Raw genomic sequence first — 16,939 nt, forward strand, 5'->3', positions numbered from 1 at the left:
CTCCAGTATGATGGTCTGCTGTATCCTCCATTAAGACAAGGAAAAACACAGCCTTCTGCTGGCGATGCTTTCCCGGCTTACCCATTTAAAAACAAGGTAGCCGTTACATATTTCTTTGTCAGCGACTTGTAATAGGCCGATAAAACGGTGAGGGAGGCCGTTACAAGAATATTCGAGACGATGTCTTTCTGCTGATCCGTAAAATCCTGAAAGCTTTCCAATGTCTGCAAGGCTTCCTGTTTGATGCATCTCTCAATGCCATCATGCATGTTTTCGCCTAATATATTATGATGATGGGCTTTTTCAAAAATAGCCGCGTAAGCAGAATAAAATGGGATCGGCTCAATCAAATCGTCTGATCTGTCATCGAGATCATTAAAAAGGAGAGCCAGAATTTTCCGGATAGAATCAAAATCGAGCGTCGCTTTCAGATCCTCCACGATAAAAAGCATGGCAGCCTGGTCGACTGAATATTTCTTGCCGAGCTGCGGACTGCCAATCAGGTTCTTCACATCCCGCTTCACCCAGTTTTGAACGGCACTCGAAGATAAATGGGTGAATTCAATCTGGTTCCCCAGTGCAACAATTTCATTTATGGAAAAGCCGATTTTCTGCAAATCTGCCCGAAGCAATTTTTCAAAAATAGCCGGCATTTTCGTATCGAGAAAAGCTTCCATTGAAATTCCTTTTTTTGCATGAGCGGCTGCCCATGCCTGCTGGAGGATTTGTTTGGGCGAAAGCTCCCCTTCTCCCTTCAGCGACAGCAGGAAATCAGCCATGCTTTTCCTTGATAGCTGGAATAATTCCAAGGTAATCAGCCCCTGCGTTCTCTATTCAATGCTTTCATCCTAATCGTTTCAATGATAACAGTCAATGTCTATTTCCGTTTTGCCCTGGTTATGGCTTGCCATTTTCACAGAAAAAATATATTATATAGTCAGATGACAAGTTCATATGAACTCAAAATAGATAAAAAGGGTGAGGAAATGGGTAAACGTATTTTTTACTTTTTATTGACGAACGTGCTTGTTCTATTGACAATCAGCATTATTTTCTCGCTGATTGGCGGAGGTAACTACATTAATGCCCAGGGCGGCATTGATTTTGGCGCATTGCTGGTATTCAGTGCGGTCATTGGCTTCTCCGGCTCCTTCATTTCTCTGTGGATGTCCCGCTGGATGGCCAAAAAAATGATGAATGTCCAGGTGCTGGATCCGAATGGTGCCCTTTCAGGAGCTGAACGGGACATCGTGGAGAAGGTTCACCGCCTTTCAAGAGCGGCAGGCTTAACGCATATGCCGGAAGTTGGAATCTACCACTCTCCTGAAGTGAACGCATTTGCGACTGGTCCTTCGAAAAAACGCTCGCTTGTGGCAGTTTCAACTGGATTGCTGCAGGAAATGGACGACGATGCCATTGAAGGTGTCATCGCTCATGAGGTGGCACACATTGCGAACGGAGACATGGTCACCATGACTCTTCTCCAGGGGGTTGTCAACACATTCGTTGTCTTCCTTGCCAGAATCGCGGCGTGGGTGGCATCCCGTTTTGTCAAAGAAGAAATGGCGCCAATTGTGCATTTCATCGCTGTAATTGTGTTCCAAATCGCCTTCTCAATCCTTGGAAGTCTTGTCGTCTTCGCCTATTCCCGCCATCGTGAGTTCCATGCGGACCGCGGGGGTGCTGACCTGGCCGGCAAAGACAAAATGACACATGCCCTGCAGATGCTGAAGGCCTACTCCAGCCGCATCAAGGGTGAAGAGCAGACAGCCATTTCCACTTTGAAGATTAATAACAGAAGCAAAGCTTCCCTGTTCTCAACCCATCCGGATTTGGATGAGCGTATTAGACGATTGAGTGCGAAGTAAGTAAAAAAGCGCAAAGTGCTTTAACCGGAAATTTCTATATCATAAAGAACAAAGCTATCCTTTTGCGGGATAGCTTTTCCTCATTTTTGTGAATTTTTTCCTCCAATTAAGTGTTCGTTTCCCAAATTTCACATTTAGCAGGCATCCTTTTTATTTCTCCAACTCTCTAAAAATTGTTTGCTCCTCCAATAAAAGGGTAACTACCTAATATATAGCAGAAAGAGCATCGGAGTAAGGCTGTGACGGTTTATACCGATGCCGGCACGCTGTATGATTACTCATTTTGAGGAGGACAAGAACATGAACGGTTTCCAGCGTATTGCACTTGTACTAACGATTATAGGAGCCATTAATTGGGGACTGATTGGATTTTTCCAATTTGATTTAGTTGCCAGCTTATTTGGAGGGCAGGATGCAGTTCTATCAAGAATAGTCTATGGGCTAGTGGGAATTGCCGGTTTGATCAATCTCGGTCTCCTCTTTAAACCAAGCCGCGAATATGACAGAGAACCTGAATCAAGGCCAGTAAGATAAAATGATATTCCCCTCAGCCTTTTGGCAAGGGGGATATTTCAATCAAACGTTTGATTGAAGCGATAGACCAGGAAACGCTCGTTTTCGTCACCCTTTAGTGCCACCTCATTGACCAGTTCAAATGGAGTGCTGTTTTCCAGATAAAATAGATAATCTTCTGAAGGGTAGTATAAAATAATGTCCATCTTGCGCGGAGTCCCTTCAGCTGATCGGAGTATATTGTTGACGACTTTCATAAAAATCTGCACTGAAAATGGATTGAAAAAGTAAAAATGAGTGTCCTGCGGAGTGATTTCATACTCCTGAGCCAGTATGCAATTAAAGCTGATTCCTGCTTTTTCCCCTTTGTATGTCCGGAGATTTTTCAGTGCCTCACGGTAAAAGTCATCACTCATTTCCACACCTTCAGCGGAAGCCCGAAAGGTATGGTGTATATAAAACGGCAGCCGTCCCTTGCCGCAGCCGAAGTCCACGAGGCGGTCACTGCTTTTCAGCGTGTATTCACTGAACAGTTTTTCCAGACCCTCGTAAGGAGTAGGTTCGTAGCGATGGTAGTGAAAGGATTTGTGGTAGCCTTTTTGGTCGCCGTGTGTATGGATATTCAGCCATTCATCAAAATCTTTCATAGCGGGCTCCTTTTAAAAAATGCCTGCCGCGTACCAATGAGGACAGCAACAGGCAGTTGTATATGTTCTAATTTTTAGGTTCAATCACTAAATATTCCCCTAAGGTCTGCTGCAGAGTTCCCTTTGTTTCTGCCTGGCTCTGGAATGATACTCCAGCATGAATCATTTTGCGGACAAGCTCAGCCCGCAGACCGGTAATGACTGCATCACAGCCCATCATTCTGATACCGCTCAAAATCTTTTTGAAGTGGACGATGACATCAACTTCCATATCGGCAATTCCGGAAAGGTCCATGATTAATGTCTGGATTTTAATAGAGGCGATATCCATCAGAACTTTTTCTTCAATCGTCTGAATCCGGTAAGAATCAATCATGCCAATCAGCGGCAATACTGCGACAGACGTGCTGACCGGAATAATCGGCACGGACAAATGCTCCACCAGTTTGCGCTGCGATTTAAGCATTTCATCCTTATAATCAGAATAGCTGATAAAGAAGTTATTTAAAAATTGGTCCACAAGATCATTGACTTCTTTTTCCATACTATAGAAATCCTCAGCCACTTTGTCCTGCCCTTTAATTCTGTCATACTGGAACAGGAAGTGCCATAAAGTCCGCCGGATCGCCTGTACCCATTCCAGTTTAAAAGAAAGCGTCAGGGAATGCTCAGCCCAGGCCACACCTTCCTGTCTGGCAAAAGCAATCAGCTCTTCATCTCTATTTTCAGCTACATATAAAGCCAGTCTTTCGGCATTTTTTAAAAGATCAATATTCCCTCTTTGCAGAATTTCATTGATTTTAGAGGCTACATTCACAGCCTCTGACAATAATTTTTGCTGAAAGTTCTCACGATTCGCAACAATAAATCCTGCAATATCGCTTGTTTCTTTGTAGGTTGCTTCCATTTTAAACATACGCCCCCTTGTTATATATATACAATTCGTTTAAGGCGAAGAAAATCCTTCTCTTGAATTTGATTTTGAAGATCACTTTTTTTATGACAGAGTTCTAAATGTTTATACCCTTTTTATTTTGCCCATAAACCATAAATTTAATTTTTTTATGAAATAGTAAAAAAAGCGCCGGAGAGGCGCCTCTTTAAATAACTCCTAATGTGCTCATAAACACAACTACAATCGTAACCGGAACAACCACTTTCATCAGGATGCTCCACGCGGTGTACATGGCTGGCGAAATGTCGCTGCCAAGCAGAAATTCTTCTTTTACAAGCCCTTTGTCCATTCTTAAAGAAACAAACAAGGCAATCAGCAGGCAGCCCAGCGGAAGCAGGATGTTGCTGACCAAGTAGTCGGTTGCATCAAAAATATTTTTCCCGAAAATCGTGAAGTCTCCAAGCAGGCTGAATGACAACGCAGCAGGAATCCCGGCGGCAAACATGACTATGCCGGAGATCCAGGAGATTTTTTTCCGTGAATGCTTTCCGTTCTCGATGAAGGCTGAGACGATGATTTCCAGCATGCTGAACGATGAGGTCAGGGTTGCAAATAAGAAAAGCAGCAGGAAGATCGCCAGGAACACTTCTCCTAATGGGATCTGTGAAAAGACAGCCGGCAGGACCATGAACAGCAGCCCCGGGCCTTCCGCCGGTTCAAATCCGAATGCAAATACAACCGGGAAAATCGCCAATCCTGCCAGGACTGAGATGATGATGTTCATGATGACAACAGATCCGGCAGACGTTGGAATGCTGACTTTCTTATCCAGGTATGAGCTGTACGTGACCATACAGGAAAAGCCGACTGCTAATGCAAAGAATGATTGTCCCAATGCATAGAGTGCAGATTCGCCTGTGATTTTACTAAAGTCCGGGTTCAGGAAGAACTTGACCCCTTCCATTGCTCCATCCAGCGTCAAAGCGCGTATGACAAGCACAATAAAAAAGATGAATAATAGCGGCATCATGTATTTGCTTGCAGCTTCAATCCCGTTTTGGATTCCGAATGTAATGACGACAATATTAATAAGAAGGAACACAGCAAGTCCCATTAGCGTCCAGCTTGGTGTCGAAGTGATCATGCCAAATAGTTCCGGATAGGCTGCACCCGGCTTGATTATTTGTCCGCCGATCGACAGAACTGTGTAAATCAGCACCCAGCCCCCAACAACCGAGTAAAAGCTCAGCAGCAGGAAGCAGCCAATCACCCCAAGCTTCCCGGTAATCGTCCACAGGCTGTTTGGCGCCAGTTTATAATAGGCAGACACGGCTTCCTTCTGTGCGCCCCGCCCGATTATAAATTCTGAAATGAGCATCGGCATACCCACCAGGATCGTAAATGCGATAAACATCAGCAAAAAGGCGCCACCGCCGCTTGTTCCGGCTACGTACGGGAACTTCCAGATGGCCCCCAGGCCAATCGCCGCACCGGCCGAGGACATAATAAAGCCGAATTTAGATGACCATTGCTCTCGATTTGTACTCATAGTTTCCCCCCTGTTGTGCAGTTTTTTTTATTTTTATAGGTGGTTCGGACTCTGGCAGCTGTTTTCTTGCTGGTTGTGTCCGAAGTTGATCCGGATTCAGACTCTGACTTCTGTTTTTCCGCTGGTTGAGTCTAAAGTTTAACCGGGTTCCGACTCTCATTGCGGTTTTTTCGCTGATTGTGTCTGAAGTTGGTCCGGGTTCGGACTCTGACTCCGGTTTTTCCGCTGGTTGCGTCCGAAGTTGAACCGGGTTCCGACTCTCATTGCGGTTTTTTCGCTGATTGTGTCTGAAGTTGATCCGGGTTCGAACTCTGCCTCAGGGTTTTCAGCTGGTTGTGTCCGAAGTTGATCCGGGTTCAGACTCAGCCAACGGCTTTTCACCGCTTCTGTCCGAAGTTACCCCGAGAGATTACAGCTCTGTACGGATATCCCAAAGTTCAGGGAAGAAGCGCTGGTCCAGCACTTTTTTCAGATAGCCGACACCGGATGAACCGCCTGTGCCCATCTTGAAGCCGATGATTCTTTCGACCGTTTTCATATGGCGGAAGCGCCACTGCTGGAGCCAGTCTTCGATATCCACAAGTTTTTCCGCAAGCTCGTATAACTCCCAATACTTTTCAGGATTTTTATACACAGTCATCCAGGCTGAACGGACAGAATCATTTTCTTTGTAGGTTCTGGTTACATCTCTGTTCAGAATGTCTTCATCAATTGGCAATCCGGCTTTGTGAAGCGCACGGATGGCTACATCGTAAAGGCCAGGTCTTTCGAATGCTTCTGTTAATCTTGCATGCAGCTCGGGATCTTTTTGATAGATTTTCAGAACATGCTCCGTTTTGTAGCCTAACGCAAATTCTACCATACGATACTGGTAGGATTGGAAGCCAGATGCCTGGCCAAGTGAATCACGGAACTCCATATATTCGGAAGGTGTCATAGTGGACAGCACATCCCATGCCTGGATAATCTGCGATTGCGTCTTCGAAACGCGTGACAATCTTTTCTGTGCTGTGGATAAATCATTGTTTTCAATTGATTCGATGGCTGCGCCCATTTCATGAAGAATCAGCTTCATCCACAGCTCGCTCACCTGGTGGATGACGATGAACAGCATCTCATCATGATGGCCGGAAAGCCTGTTTTGCGCGGATAAGATTTTATCAAGCTGAAGGTATTCTCCGTAAGTCATGTTATTGGTAAAGTCTGTATGAATGCTCTTTTCAGAGGTTGTTGCGTTTACGTCCTGGTGTTTTTCGTTGATCATGTGGGTTCCTCCTTGGAATTGGTTCTTTTCGTTCTCGATTCGGCCTGATTCTGAGATCAGGTATATCAGCGACTGACCGAAGTATCTGGAAATTGGCCGATAATTTCGGCCGTCCCCCCGCCTAAATCCGGCGAATAACCGCCCGTACCGGGCTGCCGTCTCCGTCTTTGATCGGGAGCGGCAAAGCAATTAGTTCATAACTTCCTTCTTCTACCTCATCAAGCATGATATTTTCCAGTATATGAATGCCATTCCGATATAAGGCATGGTGCGTTTCCATCTCTTTGCTGTTGAGCTGATCGACAGATGGCACATCCACTCCGAGCAGGCGCACTCCTTTGCTGCCAAGGTAGTCTGCCATATCCTCCGTCAATTCAGGAATCCGATTCGGAAACACTTCCGAATCATTCGGAACCGAGGTCCTGAGCAGCACGCGTTCTGCGCCTTCGAGATCAAATACTTTCAGAACCTCCGAATCCACCTTTTCATACCCAGATACATCGATCACCCTCGCTGGTCCGATATATAGCTCAATGTCCAGATCCAGAATCTTTTCGCCTTCATCATTAAAATGGAACGGCGCATCAATATGGGTGCCGGTATGCAGGCTGGTCGTAATCCGTCCGATATTGACTGAGCCGGTTTGTTCTTTTGTAAAAGCCGTTTCATAGCTGAACGGGGTATCGCCGGGCCAGTGGGCAATGCCGTTAGTCAGCGGCTGAGATATATCGATCCACCCCTTTTTCGTCATGCTACGACTCCCCGCTTATTTTCGAATTGTTTATATTTTTCCTCTTCCATGATGCCTTTTAAAATTTGCACGGTTTTCCACACATCTTCAAACGTGTTGTATAGTGCAACCGGCGCCAGGCGGATTCCATTTGGCGCCCGGAAATCCGGGATGACTCCTTCTGCTTTCAGCGCCTTGCAGATCCTTGCTGCTTCCGGGTGTTCCAGATAAATATGGCCGCCCCGCTTCTTTTCATCAAGCGGATTGCGCAGGACAAGGCCATGTCCTTCAAGCTCTTGCTGAATCAGCTCGATCATATAGCCTGTCAGCTGAAGAGATTTTTCACGGATTCGTTCCATGCCGACTTCATTAAACATGCTTAATGAGCCAATAATCGGCGCCATGCTGAAAATATTCGGCGTACCGATCTGGTAGGCGCCTGCATCCTCAGCCGCAGTCAGCACATGTTCCATATCAAACTGCTTATCCTTGCGGGAACTGAACCAGCCGGAAAGTCCCGGAACCTTTCCAAAGTGGCGCTTGTTCACAAACAGCCCGCCCGTTGAGCCTGGACCGCCATTCAGATGCTTATAGTTGCACCAGAACGCGAAATCGACATCCCAATCACTCAGGGAATGGGGGACAGATCCAACCGAATGGCATAGATCAAAGCCGATCTCAATCCCGCGCTTATGCGCCTCATCAGTCAAATACTCCATATCCAGCACCTGGCCGCTTCGATAAAGAACGCCCGGCAGGACAATCAGCGCGATTTCATCCGTCATAGCCGCGACAATGTCCTCTTCTCTCAATGTATGGCCATCCGCGCTTTTCACCCGGACAAGATGCTCATCAGGATCATAGCCCTTCAGCTTCACCTGGCTTTGCAGCGCATAAATATCACTTGGAAAATTGAGTTCATCCGCTAAAATCTTTGTTCTTTTACCTTCCGGCTTATAAAAAGTCGATACAAGCTGGTGAAGGTTAACAGTTGTGGAACCGCTTACAACCACTTCCTCCGGATTTGCCCCAACGATTGGCGCCAGCTCTTTACCCAGTTCTTCAGATAGATAGAACCAGGGATTGTCCCCTTCTGTCCAGCCGTCAATGGCATGATGCTTCCAGGAATCCAGCAGATCGAGCAGCGATTTTTCCGCCCTCTTCGAAAGCAGGCCAAGTGAATTGCCATCCAGATAAATTCCATCTTCTTTTATATAAAACTCTTCCCGGCAGGACAGGTCATTTTGTTCATCAAGTCTGATTGCATACTCTTTTGTAATATCCATATATTTCCAACCTTTCAGAATATTTATTATTTACGAAAATTATATTGTTTGATTGACACTATGTCAATGATATAATGTCAGTAATATTAGAAAATATAAAAAGGAATGAACTAGATGAAAAATTCCATAGATCAATTGCCGGCGAGGCAGCAGCAGGCCCTGAAAACACGCCAAAAGCTTCTCCAAGCCGGTAAAGAAGTTTTTCTCGAAAATGGCTTTCAAAAAGCGACCATCTCACAAGTGATCAAAAAAGCACAAACAGGCTATGGCACGGCGTACGTCTATTTTAAAAATAAAGACGAGCTTTTCATTACCTTAATGGAAGATCTCATGAACCAATTTTACCAAGTGGCAGAGATGCCCTTTAAGCCGCAGGCCAAAGAAGAGGCCTACGAAAATATTAAGAAGCAGGTCAGACTGTTTCTGCAGCTGGCTTTGGATGAGCGGGAAATGATGAAGGTCGTAAAAGAGGCAATCGGCATTTCTCCTGAGATAGAGGAAAAATGGTATGGAATCCGTGAACGCTTCATCGAACGGATTTCAGTCGACATCCGCTACGCCCAGTCACAAAAGCTTGCCAAAGAGAACCTTGACCCGGCTCTCACCGCGAGAGGCTGGTTCTATTCGAATGAAATGTTCATGTGGGAGCTGGTGATGAACAAGGAGAAGTATCAGATGGATGAAGTGATTGTGAACCTGACGAGGATGTATACAGGCGGATTGTACGAATAAAGCGAACATTTATGGTCCTAAAAAAGGTGCCTCTCCTTAAGGGAAAGACACCTTTTTTCTATTTCAAAACCACTTCCGAATCTTTCGGAAGGGAGGGACAGATCCCTCTGTTCCAATCATAATCTTTAGTGGGCCAGTGAAACTGCCCCCCCCCCTTAAATCCACTCTTTCCCGTGCTGACGAATGAATTCAATATCTTTTTGATAGTGTTCATAGTGGCCTTCATCCAGCATTTTTTGAAAAGCAGCGTCACCTTCACCGGCTTTCCTTTTCATGTACTGACATAATCCTTCTAACCGGAGCATTACCATCTCCACATAGTCTTCTTCTATTTCCTCCATACCGTAGGATTCAAAAAACAAACTAACTCTTTGTCTTATTCGGCTGGCATCAAGGAATGGATTATAATGAACGGCTTCGCCTGCTTCGGTATGATAATGCCTGCTTAATGGAACGCAGGTATAAAGAGCATACGCTATTTCCCACAGTCTTGGACCCGGAGCCGCAAGGTCAAAATCGATAATGCCTGCAGGCTTTTTATGACTGAAAATAATATTGTAAATGGCAAAATCATTGTGACAGACAACCTCCTGGTTAGCTGGAGTATTGTCTAATGGCTTCCATTCACTCGATATAGGAAAATCACTCACCGCATCATGATAGTGCCGGAGCATCTTCGCTATTTCTTTTAAAACATCATTGGACCACATGTATTCTTTTAAAGGGTAATTACCCGCTTTACCTTCAATAAATGATAAGATTTCTCTGCCTTTGTCGTCCATTCCCAGAAACTTTGGCGCATAGCTGAAACCTTTGCTTTCCAAATGCTTTAGTAAACGGTGAATTCTGGGACTGTCCGGCTTCAGTTCACGCCGGATAGTATCTCCGGAACGATAGACGCGAGAGACATTCCCTCCTGTCAGCAGCTCTTCGTTTTGATTCTTCATTAAAATTCCCCCAATAATATAGGGACCCAGTATCTGTGTCAATAGAGATGTATTTTTACCCAAAAATAAAAGCAGAGCTGCGAAAGGCATCTGCTTGGCAATGGGAATTTAATTGTCCACACCATGTATCCCTTGAATGATTTTCAGATAGACAAATAAACGCATCCTTACAAATCAAGGACCGCCGCCTGTCTCTATCCAATTAATGAATCATTTCAAGTTATTCCACATGTGTAAAATCGATTCCCCTTTCTTTACATCTCTAAAAATAGATTTTACCATGGAATGATATCTAATGATAGAAAACTTATCTACTTTTATGATTATTCAGAGCGATTCTGTTAGCCTTTCTTATATTCAGTATATTCCTCAATGAAGCCCCTGTATTCACCTGTTAATCCATCGGGCAAGTTAGTCAGTGCAAAATAACGCAAATCTACCGACTCACTATTATCTGCCTTAAGTTCTCCACTTACCTCTTTTGTAAAATAAAGGGCTGTTACGGAATAAAGCTCGTCACCATTTTGAACTTTTAAGTAGTACTCGGAACCTGAAAATACATTCAGCAGCTTTAGGTTCTCCACTGCCAATCCTGTCTCTTCAAAAACTTCTCTTTTGGCTGTTTCCTCAAAGCTTTCCCCCAAATCCATCAGCCCGCCAGGCAGCCCCCAGCTGCCATCATGCCTTTTTTGCAATAACACTTCATTTCGCTCATTCAAAATAATCACAACTGAACCCGGAAGAATAATGGGTCTATGCCCTACATACTGTCTGAGATATTTATAGTATTCCACTTTCCTTAGCCCCCTCTGTTCCATTGATAGGCCAATAAACCTGTCCTCTTGTCCCACCTTACATATTCCTGAAAACTGTGCTGGATTCCTTTTTTATCTGCAAAATCCCCGCAGTCAACAGCACTCTTCCATTTTCCTGTATAACAAAAAGGACTGCCCTATGCAAACGGCAGTCCCCCTTTTTATTTCTCTCGCGAAATTCGAATTACTTAGTCCACAACCGGAAACCACCCTGGAGTGTTCACAATTGCCTGCCAGAGCGGATCCGGAATAACCAGTTTTTCCTGATCCTTTTTAGATAATGTGACAGCAATTTCAGATTCTTTTCCTTCCTGCACCTTCTGCACCCAATCCGGCTCCATAATCAGCTCCCGGCCAAGGGCGATCATAGCCACTCCTGCTTCCAGTGCCTTGGCGGCTTCTTCAGGGGTATGAATCGATCCGACTCCGATTAGCGGTACGCGGTTATTGATCTTTTCTAATAAATGCTGAATTCTTGGCTTAGCCTCATCAGCACCGCGTCTTGGTTTGGACCAGAAGTCCATCAGAGAGACATGAAGGTAGTCCAGCCCTTTATCTGATAGCACATCCACCAGTTGAAGAGTATCGTCCATAGTGATCCCTGGCTCAGTTGGCTCTTCCGGAGAAAAACGGTATCCGACAATGAATGGCTCTTTTGCATGTTCTTTTACCGCTTTTTGCACTGCATCTACTACAGCAAGAGGGAACGTCATACGATTCTCAAGGCTGCCTCCGAATCGGTCCTCACGGCGATTTGAATGCGGAGAAAAGAACTGCTGAATTAAATAGCCATTGGCACCATGGATTTCAACGCCATCATAGCCTGCCTGGATAGCCCGGCGGGCAGTCTCTCCGAAAGCGGCAATGATATCCTCCACTTCCTTTTCCGTCAGTTCTCTTGGCGTGTTGCCGCTACCTTCAGATGCAACCGCACTGGCACTGACTGTTTCGCCATTTGGTACAAGCTCTGGAGGACATTCCCTCCCGCCATGAAAGATCTGAAGAACGGCTTTGGCACCCTGCTCTTTTATGCTTGTTGCCAGCCTTGAAAGACTTGGAATCATCCCGTCATGGTCGCCGCCGAATTCACCATGGAATCCCTTTCCGCTGGCTGTCACATTTGTACAGGCTGTAATCACCATTCCAGCCCCTTTGGAGCGTCGTACATAATAATCGATCTCGGCATCTGACACCGTTCCATCCGGATGGGAAGCGAAATTCGTCATCGGCGCCAGGACCAGCCTGTTTTTTAACTCGACATTATTTTTTAACTGAAGAGATTCTAATAACGGTTTATAGCTTGGATTCATATAAATCACTCCTCTATTTCGTTCAACCCTAGTTTGTATATTTTTTACACAAAATAAACTGACTGCAAAACGATACTGTAATGTTATATGTTACAGTTTAGGAAGTCAATTATTTGAATCGCAGCGTTCCAAAAAGAACAGAGGGACAAGTCCCTTGTCCCTCCCTCTGCTTCTCTTCCTTGGCGTTCAGCCTGCCCCCTGGTCCCAGGATATATTTTCGATGACCACGTCCAGCTGGCCGCTTGGGATCATAAGTGATGTTTTTTCTCCCAGATTTCTTAACAAAAGCTGCCTGCCTACCGGAGACAGGAACGAGATACAGCCATTATCAGGGTCCGACTCTTCCGGGAGGCAAATATGATAAACTTCCCGATCGTCCTCCCCGTCAAATAAAACGGTTACCTTTGTTCCAATCAATACTTTCCGCAAAGGTTGTTCCGCCGGCGCTTGATTACAAAGATCAATGTATTGCTCTACTTCCCTTACATAAATACTGAGAAAATCCTTTCTTCGCTCCTTTAGCGGAGTAGAAGAAAGGTAAAGTCCATTCAAGTCCTGATGATTTTCATCAATATACGTCAGCTGTCTAACAAAGAATTCTTTCTCAGAGAGAGCCTCAAGACTATGGTTCATAATAGATAACCCCCCTGCTCGGATCAAACACCCTGCAAAACTTCAATTTTACTGTCATTTTCCATGCACCATCCTTTTTTGAATATATAAAAAGCAGACCTTTCCCATTTATAAAAGAAAGGTCTACTATATATTTACAACATAGCATATTGATACCTGAAAAGCCAGCTAACTTACGCGATTATTGGCAAACCCCGAGCGGATTCCCATCAGGATCAAAGAATGTAAAAAATCTCGTGGTCCCTTCCCCGCCGATTGGATTTACGTTTACACCCTTCTCAAGTAAAAGCTTATGAGTTTCTTCAATATCTTCAGGAATGAAATTATAATATTTTCCCACGCCAAAATCATTTTCTGGAAATTTCATCGGCTGATGAGGATTGGTTCTGACAAGGCAGACGACAGTTTGCGCATGTTCTCCAATCCGCATGACAGCTGCCTCTTTTTCCATGTAAACCAGCTGAAATCCCAGTATTTCTCCATACCATCTTGCTGATAGCTCCGGGTTTTTGACCGGTATAAAGATTCCTTCAACGCCTGTCAGCAGCGGCTTGCCCATTAAAATCTCTCCTTTTAAATTTGAATGATATTTACCTACTTCCTTAGCCATCTTATTACTTCTCTCTTTTGTATTATTTTTCCTTTTTAAATCAGACTATCTGTTCATCTCTGCAAGAAAAAACGCTCCTGCTTTTGCAGGAACGTTCGGTTTGGACTTGTTCTCTTGTGGTCGCGCTTCTTAGGTCCGAAGTTGAGCCTGGTTCAGACTCTTCTCACGGCTTGCCCGCTTCTCCTGTCAGAAGGCAGCCCGGCTTCAGACTCGCCTGAACCGATTTCCCCTTGTACTGTCTGAACAGGAAGACCGAACCCACTCTGAATACTTTCCCAAATTTTAAGCACTCTAATTGTGTATGGGAGGTGAAGGATTTGCCGCGTCAAAACAATAAATCAGAGAAACAGCAAACAAATTCCGCAGCAGTAAACCGTCAGGGTTCAGGATCAGAATATGAAAAAGAACGTGCGGGGAATGTGGAAGGGTACGGCCAGCCCTACCCGGAAAATGGAGCTAAACAGTAATGATGGGCAAGAGTGAATTAAACGTTAATTCACTCTTTTATATTGCCTTCACCATTTTGGATGCCTTCTCTGCAGGCTTTTTCCACACAAGGGTTAAACCGATCCCCAAGGCAGTGACGATAGCTGCGAAATAGTAAGGGTAGTTAATATCGATATCAAACAGCATCCCTCCTATAATAGGTCCGCTGATATTCGCGAGGCTTGTAAACATCGAATTCATTCCGCCCACAAAGCCCTGTTCATTGCCGGCGATATTGGAAAGATAGGAAGTGATGGCCGGACGGAATAAATCGAATCCTACAAACACAATGAAGGTTACGAGCAGTATCGCAAAATAGGAATGAACAACGGTCATTAAAAACACAAGCAGGCCGGATAATAATAAGCTGTAGCGGATCAGTTTGATTTCACCCCATATTCGGGTGAGGCGGTCAAATAGCAGGATTTGTGATACAGCGCCAAAAATGGCTCCGCCCGTTATGACAATAGCAATATCCGCTGGTTTAAAGGCAAACTTGTGATCGACAAATAAGCTAAAGAAGGATTCAAAAGCAGCAAGTCCGAATGAGGCAATAAAAATCAGAATAAAGGCAAGGAGGTACTTTGGCTCCATCACCCGTCTGAAGCCGCTCTTTCCTGCTTCGGCTCCTTCATTATTTTCCTCATTGCGCTCAGGCTCTGTTAATAAAATCAGGGAAAGCACAGCTGCAAGCGCACCAAGTCCCCCTGCAAAGAAAAATGGCACCCGCGTTCCAAACTCTGCTAAAAATCCGCCAATGCCTGGACCGATGATAAAACCGGTGCTGATGGCCGCTGACATATACCCGAGTGCCTTCGGGCGGGTTTCAGTCGTGGTAATGTCCGCAATAAAAGCTGTAACGGCCGGCATAATAAAGGCCGCACTAATCCCGCCTAAAATCCGCGAAACGAACAGAACCTCGATTTCTTTGCCGATCCCGAATAAGAATTCTGATAGGCCGAAAATAAACAGGCCGGTGACAATCATGATTTTCCTGCCCCATTTATCGGCTGCTCTCCCTGCAAACGGGGAAACAATCAGCTGGGCTAAGGCAAATGCGGCTGTCAAATAGCCGATCGTTGTGCCTGTTATGCCTAATTCATTCATCAGCGTAGGCAGGACAGGAATGACCAGGCCGATTCCCAAAAAGGCAATGAATAAATTCGTCAATAATAATCCTAATGTGATTTTCATCTATATCATGCTCCTTACAAAACAGTCAAACTTGATTTATATATACGATCTATCCTAGTGTATATAGTAACTATATAGTCAAGGGCAGTGATGTAAAAAATGAGTAAAAAAGACGGCAAATATTTAACGACAGGTGAATTTGCAAAGCTTTGCAAGGTTAACAAGCAGACCATTTTTTATTACGACCAGATCGGAATTTTGTCACCGGTCATGAAAAATGAAAAAGGATACCGCTATTATTCCATTCATCAATTAGAGTTATTTTTTGTGATTGATTTATTGAAGGATCTTGGCATGTCGCTTAACGATATACAGCAATACATGCAAAATAAATCGCCCGAAAGCTTTTTATCCATCATGTACCGGAAAAAAGAAGAGATTGTAAAGAAGCGTCAGGAAATCGAAATGAAGGAGAAAATGATTGAAGCCAAAATAGCCATAATGGAAGAAGCCTCCCACCTTGATTTTAACCGGATTACGCTTCAGCGTTTGCCGGAAGCAACCCTTTATTTAAGCAGAAACATTCAAAATATATCGGACGAAGAATTTTTAGAGGTCATCTCGGATTTTATTAATGAATTGCAGATCTCGCAGCTTGATTCAGGCTATCCGATCGGGTCCATAACGAAGCGTGAGCAGGTGCTGAAGGGGGAATACGCCAATTACAGCTATTTGTATATCGAGCAGCCCAATCCAAAGGAAGGCCACCCCTATTTTCGGGCTGTAAAGGGGGACTTCCTCATCGGCTATCATATTGGGAGCGAAAAAACGATCGGTGATACCTATAAGCGGCTTTTTTCAGAGATGGAACGGCTCGGTTTAACCCTCGGAGAGCATGTATTTGAAGAGTACATTTATGATACTGTTGTCCGGAATGATAAGGAGCATTATGTTACGAAAATTATGATGGAGGTTGACCGGGAATAGGATTTGCCAATCTTTAATGTGCCCTGCTCATTGGTGAGCGGGGTTCCACATGTTCAACAAAAAAACAGGCTCATAATGAGCCTGCCCTGAGTTTGGTTTAAGATTAAGCTTTGCGAACGTTAGCTGCTTGAGCTCCACGCTGGCCTTGCTCAACGTCGAAAGTCACTTCTTGACCTTCTTCTAGAGATTTGTAGCCTTCGCCTTGGATAGCTGAGAAATGAACGAATACGTCTTCTCCACCTTCACGCTCGATGAATCCGAAGCCTTTTTCACTGTTAAACCATTTTACTTTACCGTTTTCCATGTTTGTTGCCTCCTCGTGTGTAAACCACACATTGTGTTACTATCCTTGCTCTCAGTGATCATCAAGACGTAAAGTTTTTACTCAAACTATCCTTTACACCGAACAAAAATAATTCTTAATAAGCATAACACTTTTCAGAATTATATGCAAGGAACACAATAATTTATTCAATTTAGAACACTGGATTCAGGCACTCCCCCCTGGAGTGTCGCAGGTTTGGGTTCGGACT

19 protein-coding genes are annotated in these 16,939 nt (G+C 44.6%); 5 read left to right on the forward strand and 14 right to left on the reverse strand.

Going from position 1 to position 16,939, the window contains the following annotated elements:
• Positions 1 to 77: 77 nt before the first annotated feature.
• Positions 78 to 809 carry a DUF1836 domain-containing protein gene (locus tag NYE23_RS17040; RefSeq protein WP_341079483.1) on the reverse strand — a complete coding sequence of 244 codons (732 nt, stop codon included), beginning with the start codon at positions 807 to 809 and terminating at the stop codon, positions 78 to 80.
• A gap of 177 nt (positions 810 to 986) precedes the next feature.
• On the opposite strand from NYE23_RS17040, the gene htpX reads away from it, so the two are divergent.
• Complete coding sequence (gene htpX, locus NYE23_RS17045; protein WP_341079484.1) at positions 987 to 1,868, forward strand: protease HtpX; 882 nt, start codon at positions 987 to 989, stop codon at positions 1,866 to 1,868.
• Positions 1,869 to 2,168: 300 nt separating this feature from the next.
• Positions 2,169 to 2,402, forward strand: coding sequence for a DUF378 domain-containing protein (locus tag NYE23_RS17050; protein WP_248348991.1), 234 nt, complete (start codon positions 2,169 to 2,171; stop codon positions 2,400 to 2,402).
• Between the two features lie 38 nt (positions 2,403 to 2,440).
• On the opposite strand, the gene NYE23_RS17055 is transcribed toward NYE23_RS17050, so the two are convergent.
• From NYE23_RS17055 to kynU, 6 genes are all read right to left on the reverse strand, one after another.
• Positions 2,441 to 3,028, reverse strand: a complete 588-nt coding sequence (locus tag NYE23_RS17055) for an SAM-dependent methyltransferase (RefSeq protein WP_341079486.1) — start codon at positions 3,026 to 3,028, stop codon at positions 2,441 to 2,443.
• Between the two features lie 67 nt (positions 3,029 to 3,095).
• Entirely contained in the window at positions 3,096 to 3,935 is an 840-nt protein-coding gene (locus tag NYE23_RS17060; protein ID WP_341079487.1) for an STAS domain-containing protein, read from the reverse strand.
• 193 nt (positions 3,936 to 4,128) lie between these two features.
• The gene (locus NYE23_RS17065; RefSeq protein WP_341079489.1) at positions 4,129 to 5,472 is read right to left on the reverse strand and encodes a sodium-dependent transporter; all 1,344 of its coding nucleotides are present in this window, start codon (positions 5,470 to 5,472) and stop codon (positions 4,129 to 4,131) included.
• 409 nt (positions 5,473 to 5,881) lie between these two features.
• Complete coding sequence (kynA, locus tag NYE23_RS17070; protein WP_341079490.1) at positions 5,882 to 6,736, reverse strand: tryptophan 2,3-dioxygenase; 855 nt, start codon at positions 6,734 to 6,736, stop codon at positions 5,882 to 5,884.
• A gap of 121 nt (positions 6,737 to 6,857) precedes the next feature.
• The gene (gene kynB / locus NYE23_RS17075) at positions 6,858 to 7,487 is read right to left on the reverse strand and encodes an arylformamidase (protein WP_341079492.1); all 630 of its coding nucleotides are present in this window, start codon (positions 7,485 to 7,487) and stop codon (positions 6,858 to 6,860) included.
• Complete coding sequence (gene kynU / locus NYE23_RS17080) at positions 7,484 to 8,752, reverse strand: kynureninase (protein ID WP_341079493.1); 1,269 nt, start codon at positions 8,750 to 8,752, stop codon at positions 7,484 to 7,486. The genes kynB and kynU overlap by 4 nt, the downstream gene beginning before the upstream one ends.
• A 114-nt stretch (positions 8,753 to 8,866) precedes the next feature.
• Here kynU and NYE23_RS17085 point away from each other — a divergent pair, with 114 nt between their 5' ends.
• On the forward strand, positions 8,867 to 9,484 hold the full coding sequence (locus NYE23_RS17085) for a TetR/AcrR family transcriptional regulator (RefSeq protein WP_341079494.1): 618 nt from the start codon (positions 8,867 to 8,869) through the stop codon (positions 9,482 to 9,484).
• Positions 9,485 to 9,639: 155 nt separating this feature from the next.
• On the opposite strand, the gene NYE23_RS17090 is transcribed toward NYE23_RS17085, so the two are convergent.
• From NYE23_RS17090 to NYE23_RS17110, 5 genes are all read right to left on the reverse strand, one after another.
• A complete protein-coding gene (locus tag NYE23_RS17090; protein WP_341079495.1) occupies positions 9,640 to 10,431 on the reverse strand; it encodes a phosphotransferase in 792 nt (263 codons plus the stop codon).
• Between the two features lie 341 nt (positions 10,432 to 10,772).
• Complete coding sequence (locus tag NYE23_RS17095) at positions 10,773 to 11,249, reverse strand: NUDIX hydrolase (RefSeq protein WP_445662621.1); 477 nt, start codon at positions 11,247 to 11,249, stop codon at positions 10,773 to 10,775.
• 185 nt (positions 11,250 to 11,434) lie between these two features.
• Positions 11,435 to 12,556, reverse strand: a complete 1,122-nt coding sequence (locus tag NYE23_RS17100) for an NADH-dependent flavin oxidoreductase (RefSeq protein ID WP_341079498.1) — start codon at positions 12,554 to 12,556, stop codon at positions 11,435 to 11,437.
• 186 nt (positions 12,557 to 12,742) lie between these two features.
• On the reverse strand, positions 12,743 to 13,189 hold the full coding sequence (locus NYE23_RS17105; RefSeq protein WP_341079499.1) for a GreA/GreB family elongation factor: 447 nt from the start codon (positions 13,187 to 13,189) through the stop codon (positions 12,743 to 12,745).
• A 181-nt stretch (positions 13,190 to 13,370) separates the two neighbouring features.
• Complete coding sequence (locus NYE23_RS17110; protein ID WP_341080784.1) at positions 13,371 to 13,748, reverse strand: VOC family protein; 378 nt, start codon at positions 13,746 to 13,748, stop codon at positions 13,371 to 13,373.
• A 368-nt stretch (positions 13,749 to 14,116) separates the two neighbouring features.
• Between NYE23_RS17110 and NYE23_RS17115 the strand changes: the two genes are divergently transcribed.
• Complete coding sequence (locus NYE23_RS17115; protein WP_341079501.1) at positions 14,117 to 14,266, forward strand: hypothetical protein; 150 nt, start codon at positions 14,117 to 14,119, stop codon at positions 14,264 to 14,266.
• 37 nt (positions 14,267 to 14,303) lie between these two features.
• On the opposite strand, the gene norA is transcribed toward NYE23_RS17115, so the two are convergent.
• Positions 14,304 to 15,479 carry a multidrug efflux MFS transporter NorA gene (norA, locus tag NYE23_RS17120; RefSeq protein ID WP_341079503.1) on the reverse strand — a complete coding sequence of 392 codons (1,176 nt, stop codon included), beginning with the start codon at positions 15,477 to 15,479 and terminating at the stop codon, positions 14,304 to 14,306.
• Positions 15,480 to 15,578: 99 nt separating this feature from the next.
• On the opposite strand from norA, the gene NYE23_RS17125 reads away from it, so the two are divergent.
• A complete protein-coding gene (locus NYE23_RS17125; protein ID WP_341079504.1) occupies positions 15,579 to 16,406 on the forward strand; it encodes a MerR family transcriptional regulator in 828 nt (275 codons plus the stop codon).
• Between the two features lie 103 nt (positions 16,407 to 16,509).
• Here the strand turns inward: NYE23_RS17125 and NYE23_RS17130 are convergent, their stop codons facing one another.
• Positions 16,510 to 16,710, reverse strand: a complete 201-nt coding sequence (locus NYE23_RS17130) for a cold-shock protein (RefSeq protein ID WP_009335135.1) — start codon at positions 16,708 to 16,710, stop codon at positions 16,510 to 16,512.
• Positions 16,711 to 16,939 lie beyond the last annotated feature (229 nt).

It is taken from the genome of Cytobacillus sp. FSL H8-0458 (assembly GCF_038002165.1).
Taxonomy (GTDB): Bacteria; Bacillota; Bacilli; order Bacillales; family Cytobacillaceae; genus Cytobacillus.

Coding starts and splice junctions, on each gene's coding strand:
- kynA (WP_341079490.1), bottom strand. CDS start 6,736: ATGATCAACGAAAAACACCAGGACGTAAACGCAACAACCTCTGAAAAG.
- NYE23_RS17085 (WP_341079494.1), top strand. CDS start 8,867: ATGAAAAATTCCATAGATCAATTGCCGGCGAGGCAGCAGCAGGCCCTG.
- NYE23_RS17060 (WP_341079487.1), bottom strand. CDS start 3,935: ATGGAAGCAACCTACAAAGAAACAAGCGATATTGCAGGATTTATTGTT.
- NYE23_RS17100 (WP_341079498.1), bottom strand. CDS start 12,556: ATGAATCCAAGCTATAAACCGTTATTAGAATCTCTTCAGTTAAAAAAT.
- NYE23_RS17090 (WP_341079495.1), bottom strand. CDS start 10,431: ATGAAGAATCAAAACGAAGAGCTGCTGACAGGAGGGAATGTCTCTCGC.
- norA (WP_341079503.1), bottom strand. CDS start 15,479: ATGAAAATCACATTAGGATTATTATTGACGAATTTATTCATTGCCTTT.
- htpX (WP_341079484.1), top strand. CDS start 987: ATGGGTAAACGTATTTTTTACTTTTTATTGACGAACGTGCTTGTTCTA.
- kynB (WP_341079492.1), bottom strand. CDS start 7,487: ATGACGAAAAAGGGGTGGATCGATATATCTCAGCCGCTGACTAACGGC.
- NYE23_RS17050 (WP_248348991.1), top strand. CDS start 2,169: ATGAACGGTTTCCAGCGTATTGCACTTGTACTAACGATTATAGGAGCC.
- NYE23_RS17130 (WP_009335135.1), bottom strand. CDS start 16,710: ATGGAAAACGGTAAAGTAAAATGGTTTAACAGTGAAAAAGGCTTCGGA.
- NYE23_RS17065 (WP_341079489.1), bottom strand. CDS start 5,472: ATGAGTACAAATCGAGAGCAATGGTCATCTAAATTCGGCTTTATTATG.
- NYE23_RS17125 (WP_341079504.1), top strand. CDS start 15,579: ATGAGTAAAAAAGACGGCAAATATTTAACGACAGGTGAATTTGCAAAG.
- NYE23_RS17110 (WP_341080784.1), bottom strand. CDS start 13,748: ATGGGCAAGCCGCTGCTGACAGGCGTTGAAGGAATCTTTATACCGGTC.
- NYE23_RS17095 (WP_445662621.1), bottom strand. CDS start 11,249: ATGGAACAGAGGGGGCTAAGGAAAGTGGAATACTATAAATATCTCAGA.
- kynU (WP_341079493.1), bottom strand. CDS start 8,752: ATGGATATTACAAAAGAGTATGCAATCAGACTTGATGAACAAAATGAC.
- NYE23_RS17055 (WP_341079486.1), bottom strand. CDS start 3,028: ATGAAAGATTTTGATGAATGGCTGAATATCCATACACACGGCGACCAA.
- NYE23_RS17105 (WP_341079499.1), bottom strand. CDS start 13,189: ATGAACCATAGTCTTGAGGCTCTCTCTGAGAAAGAATTCTTTGTTAGA.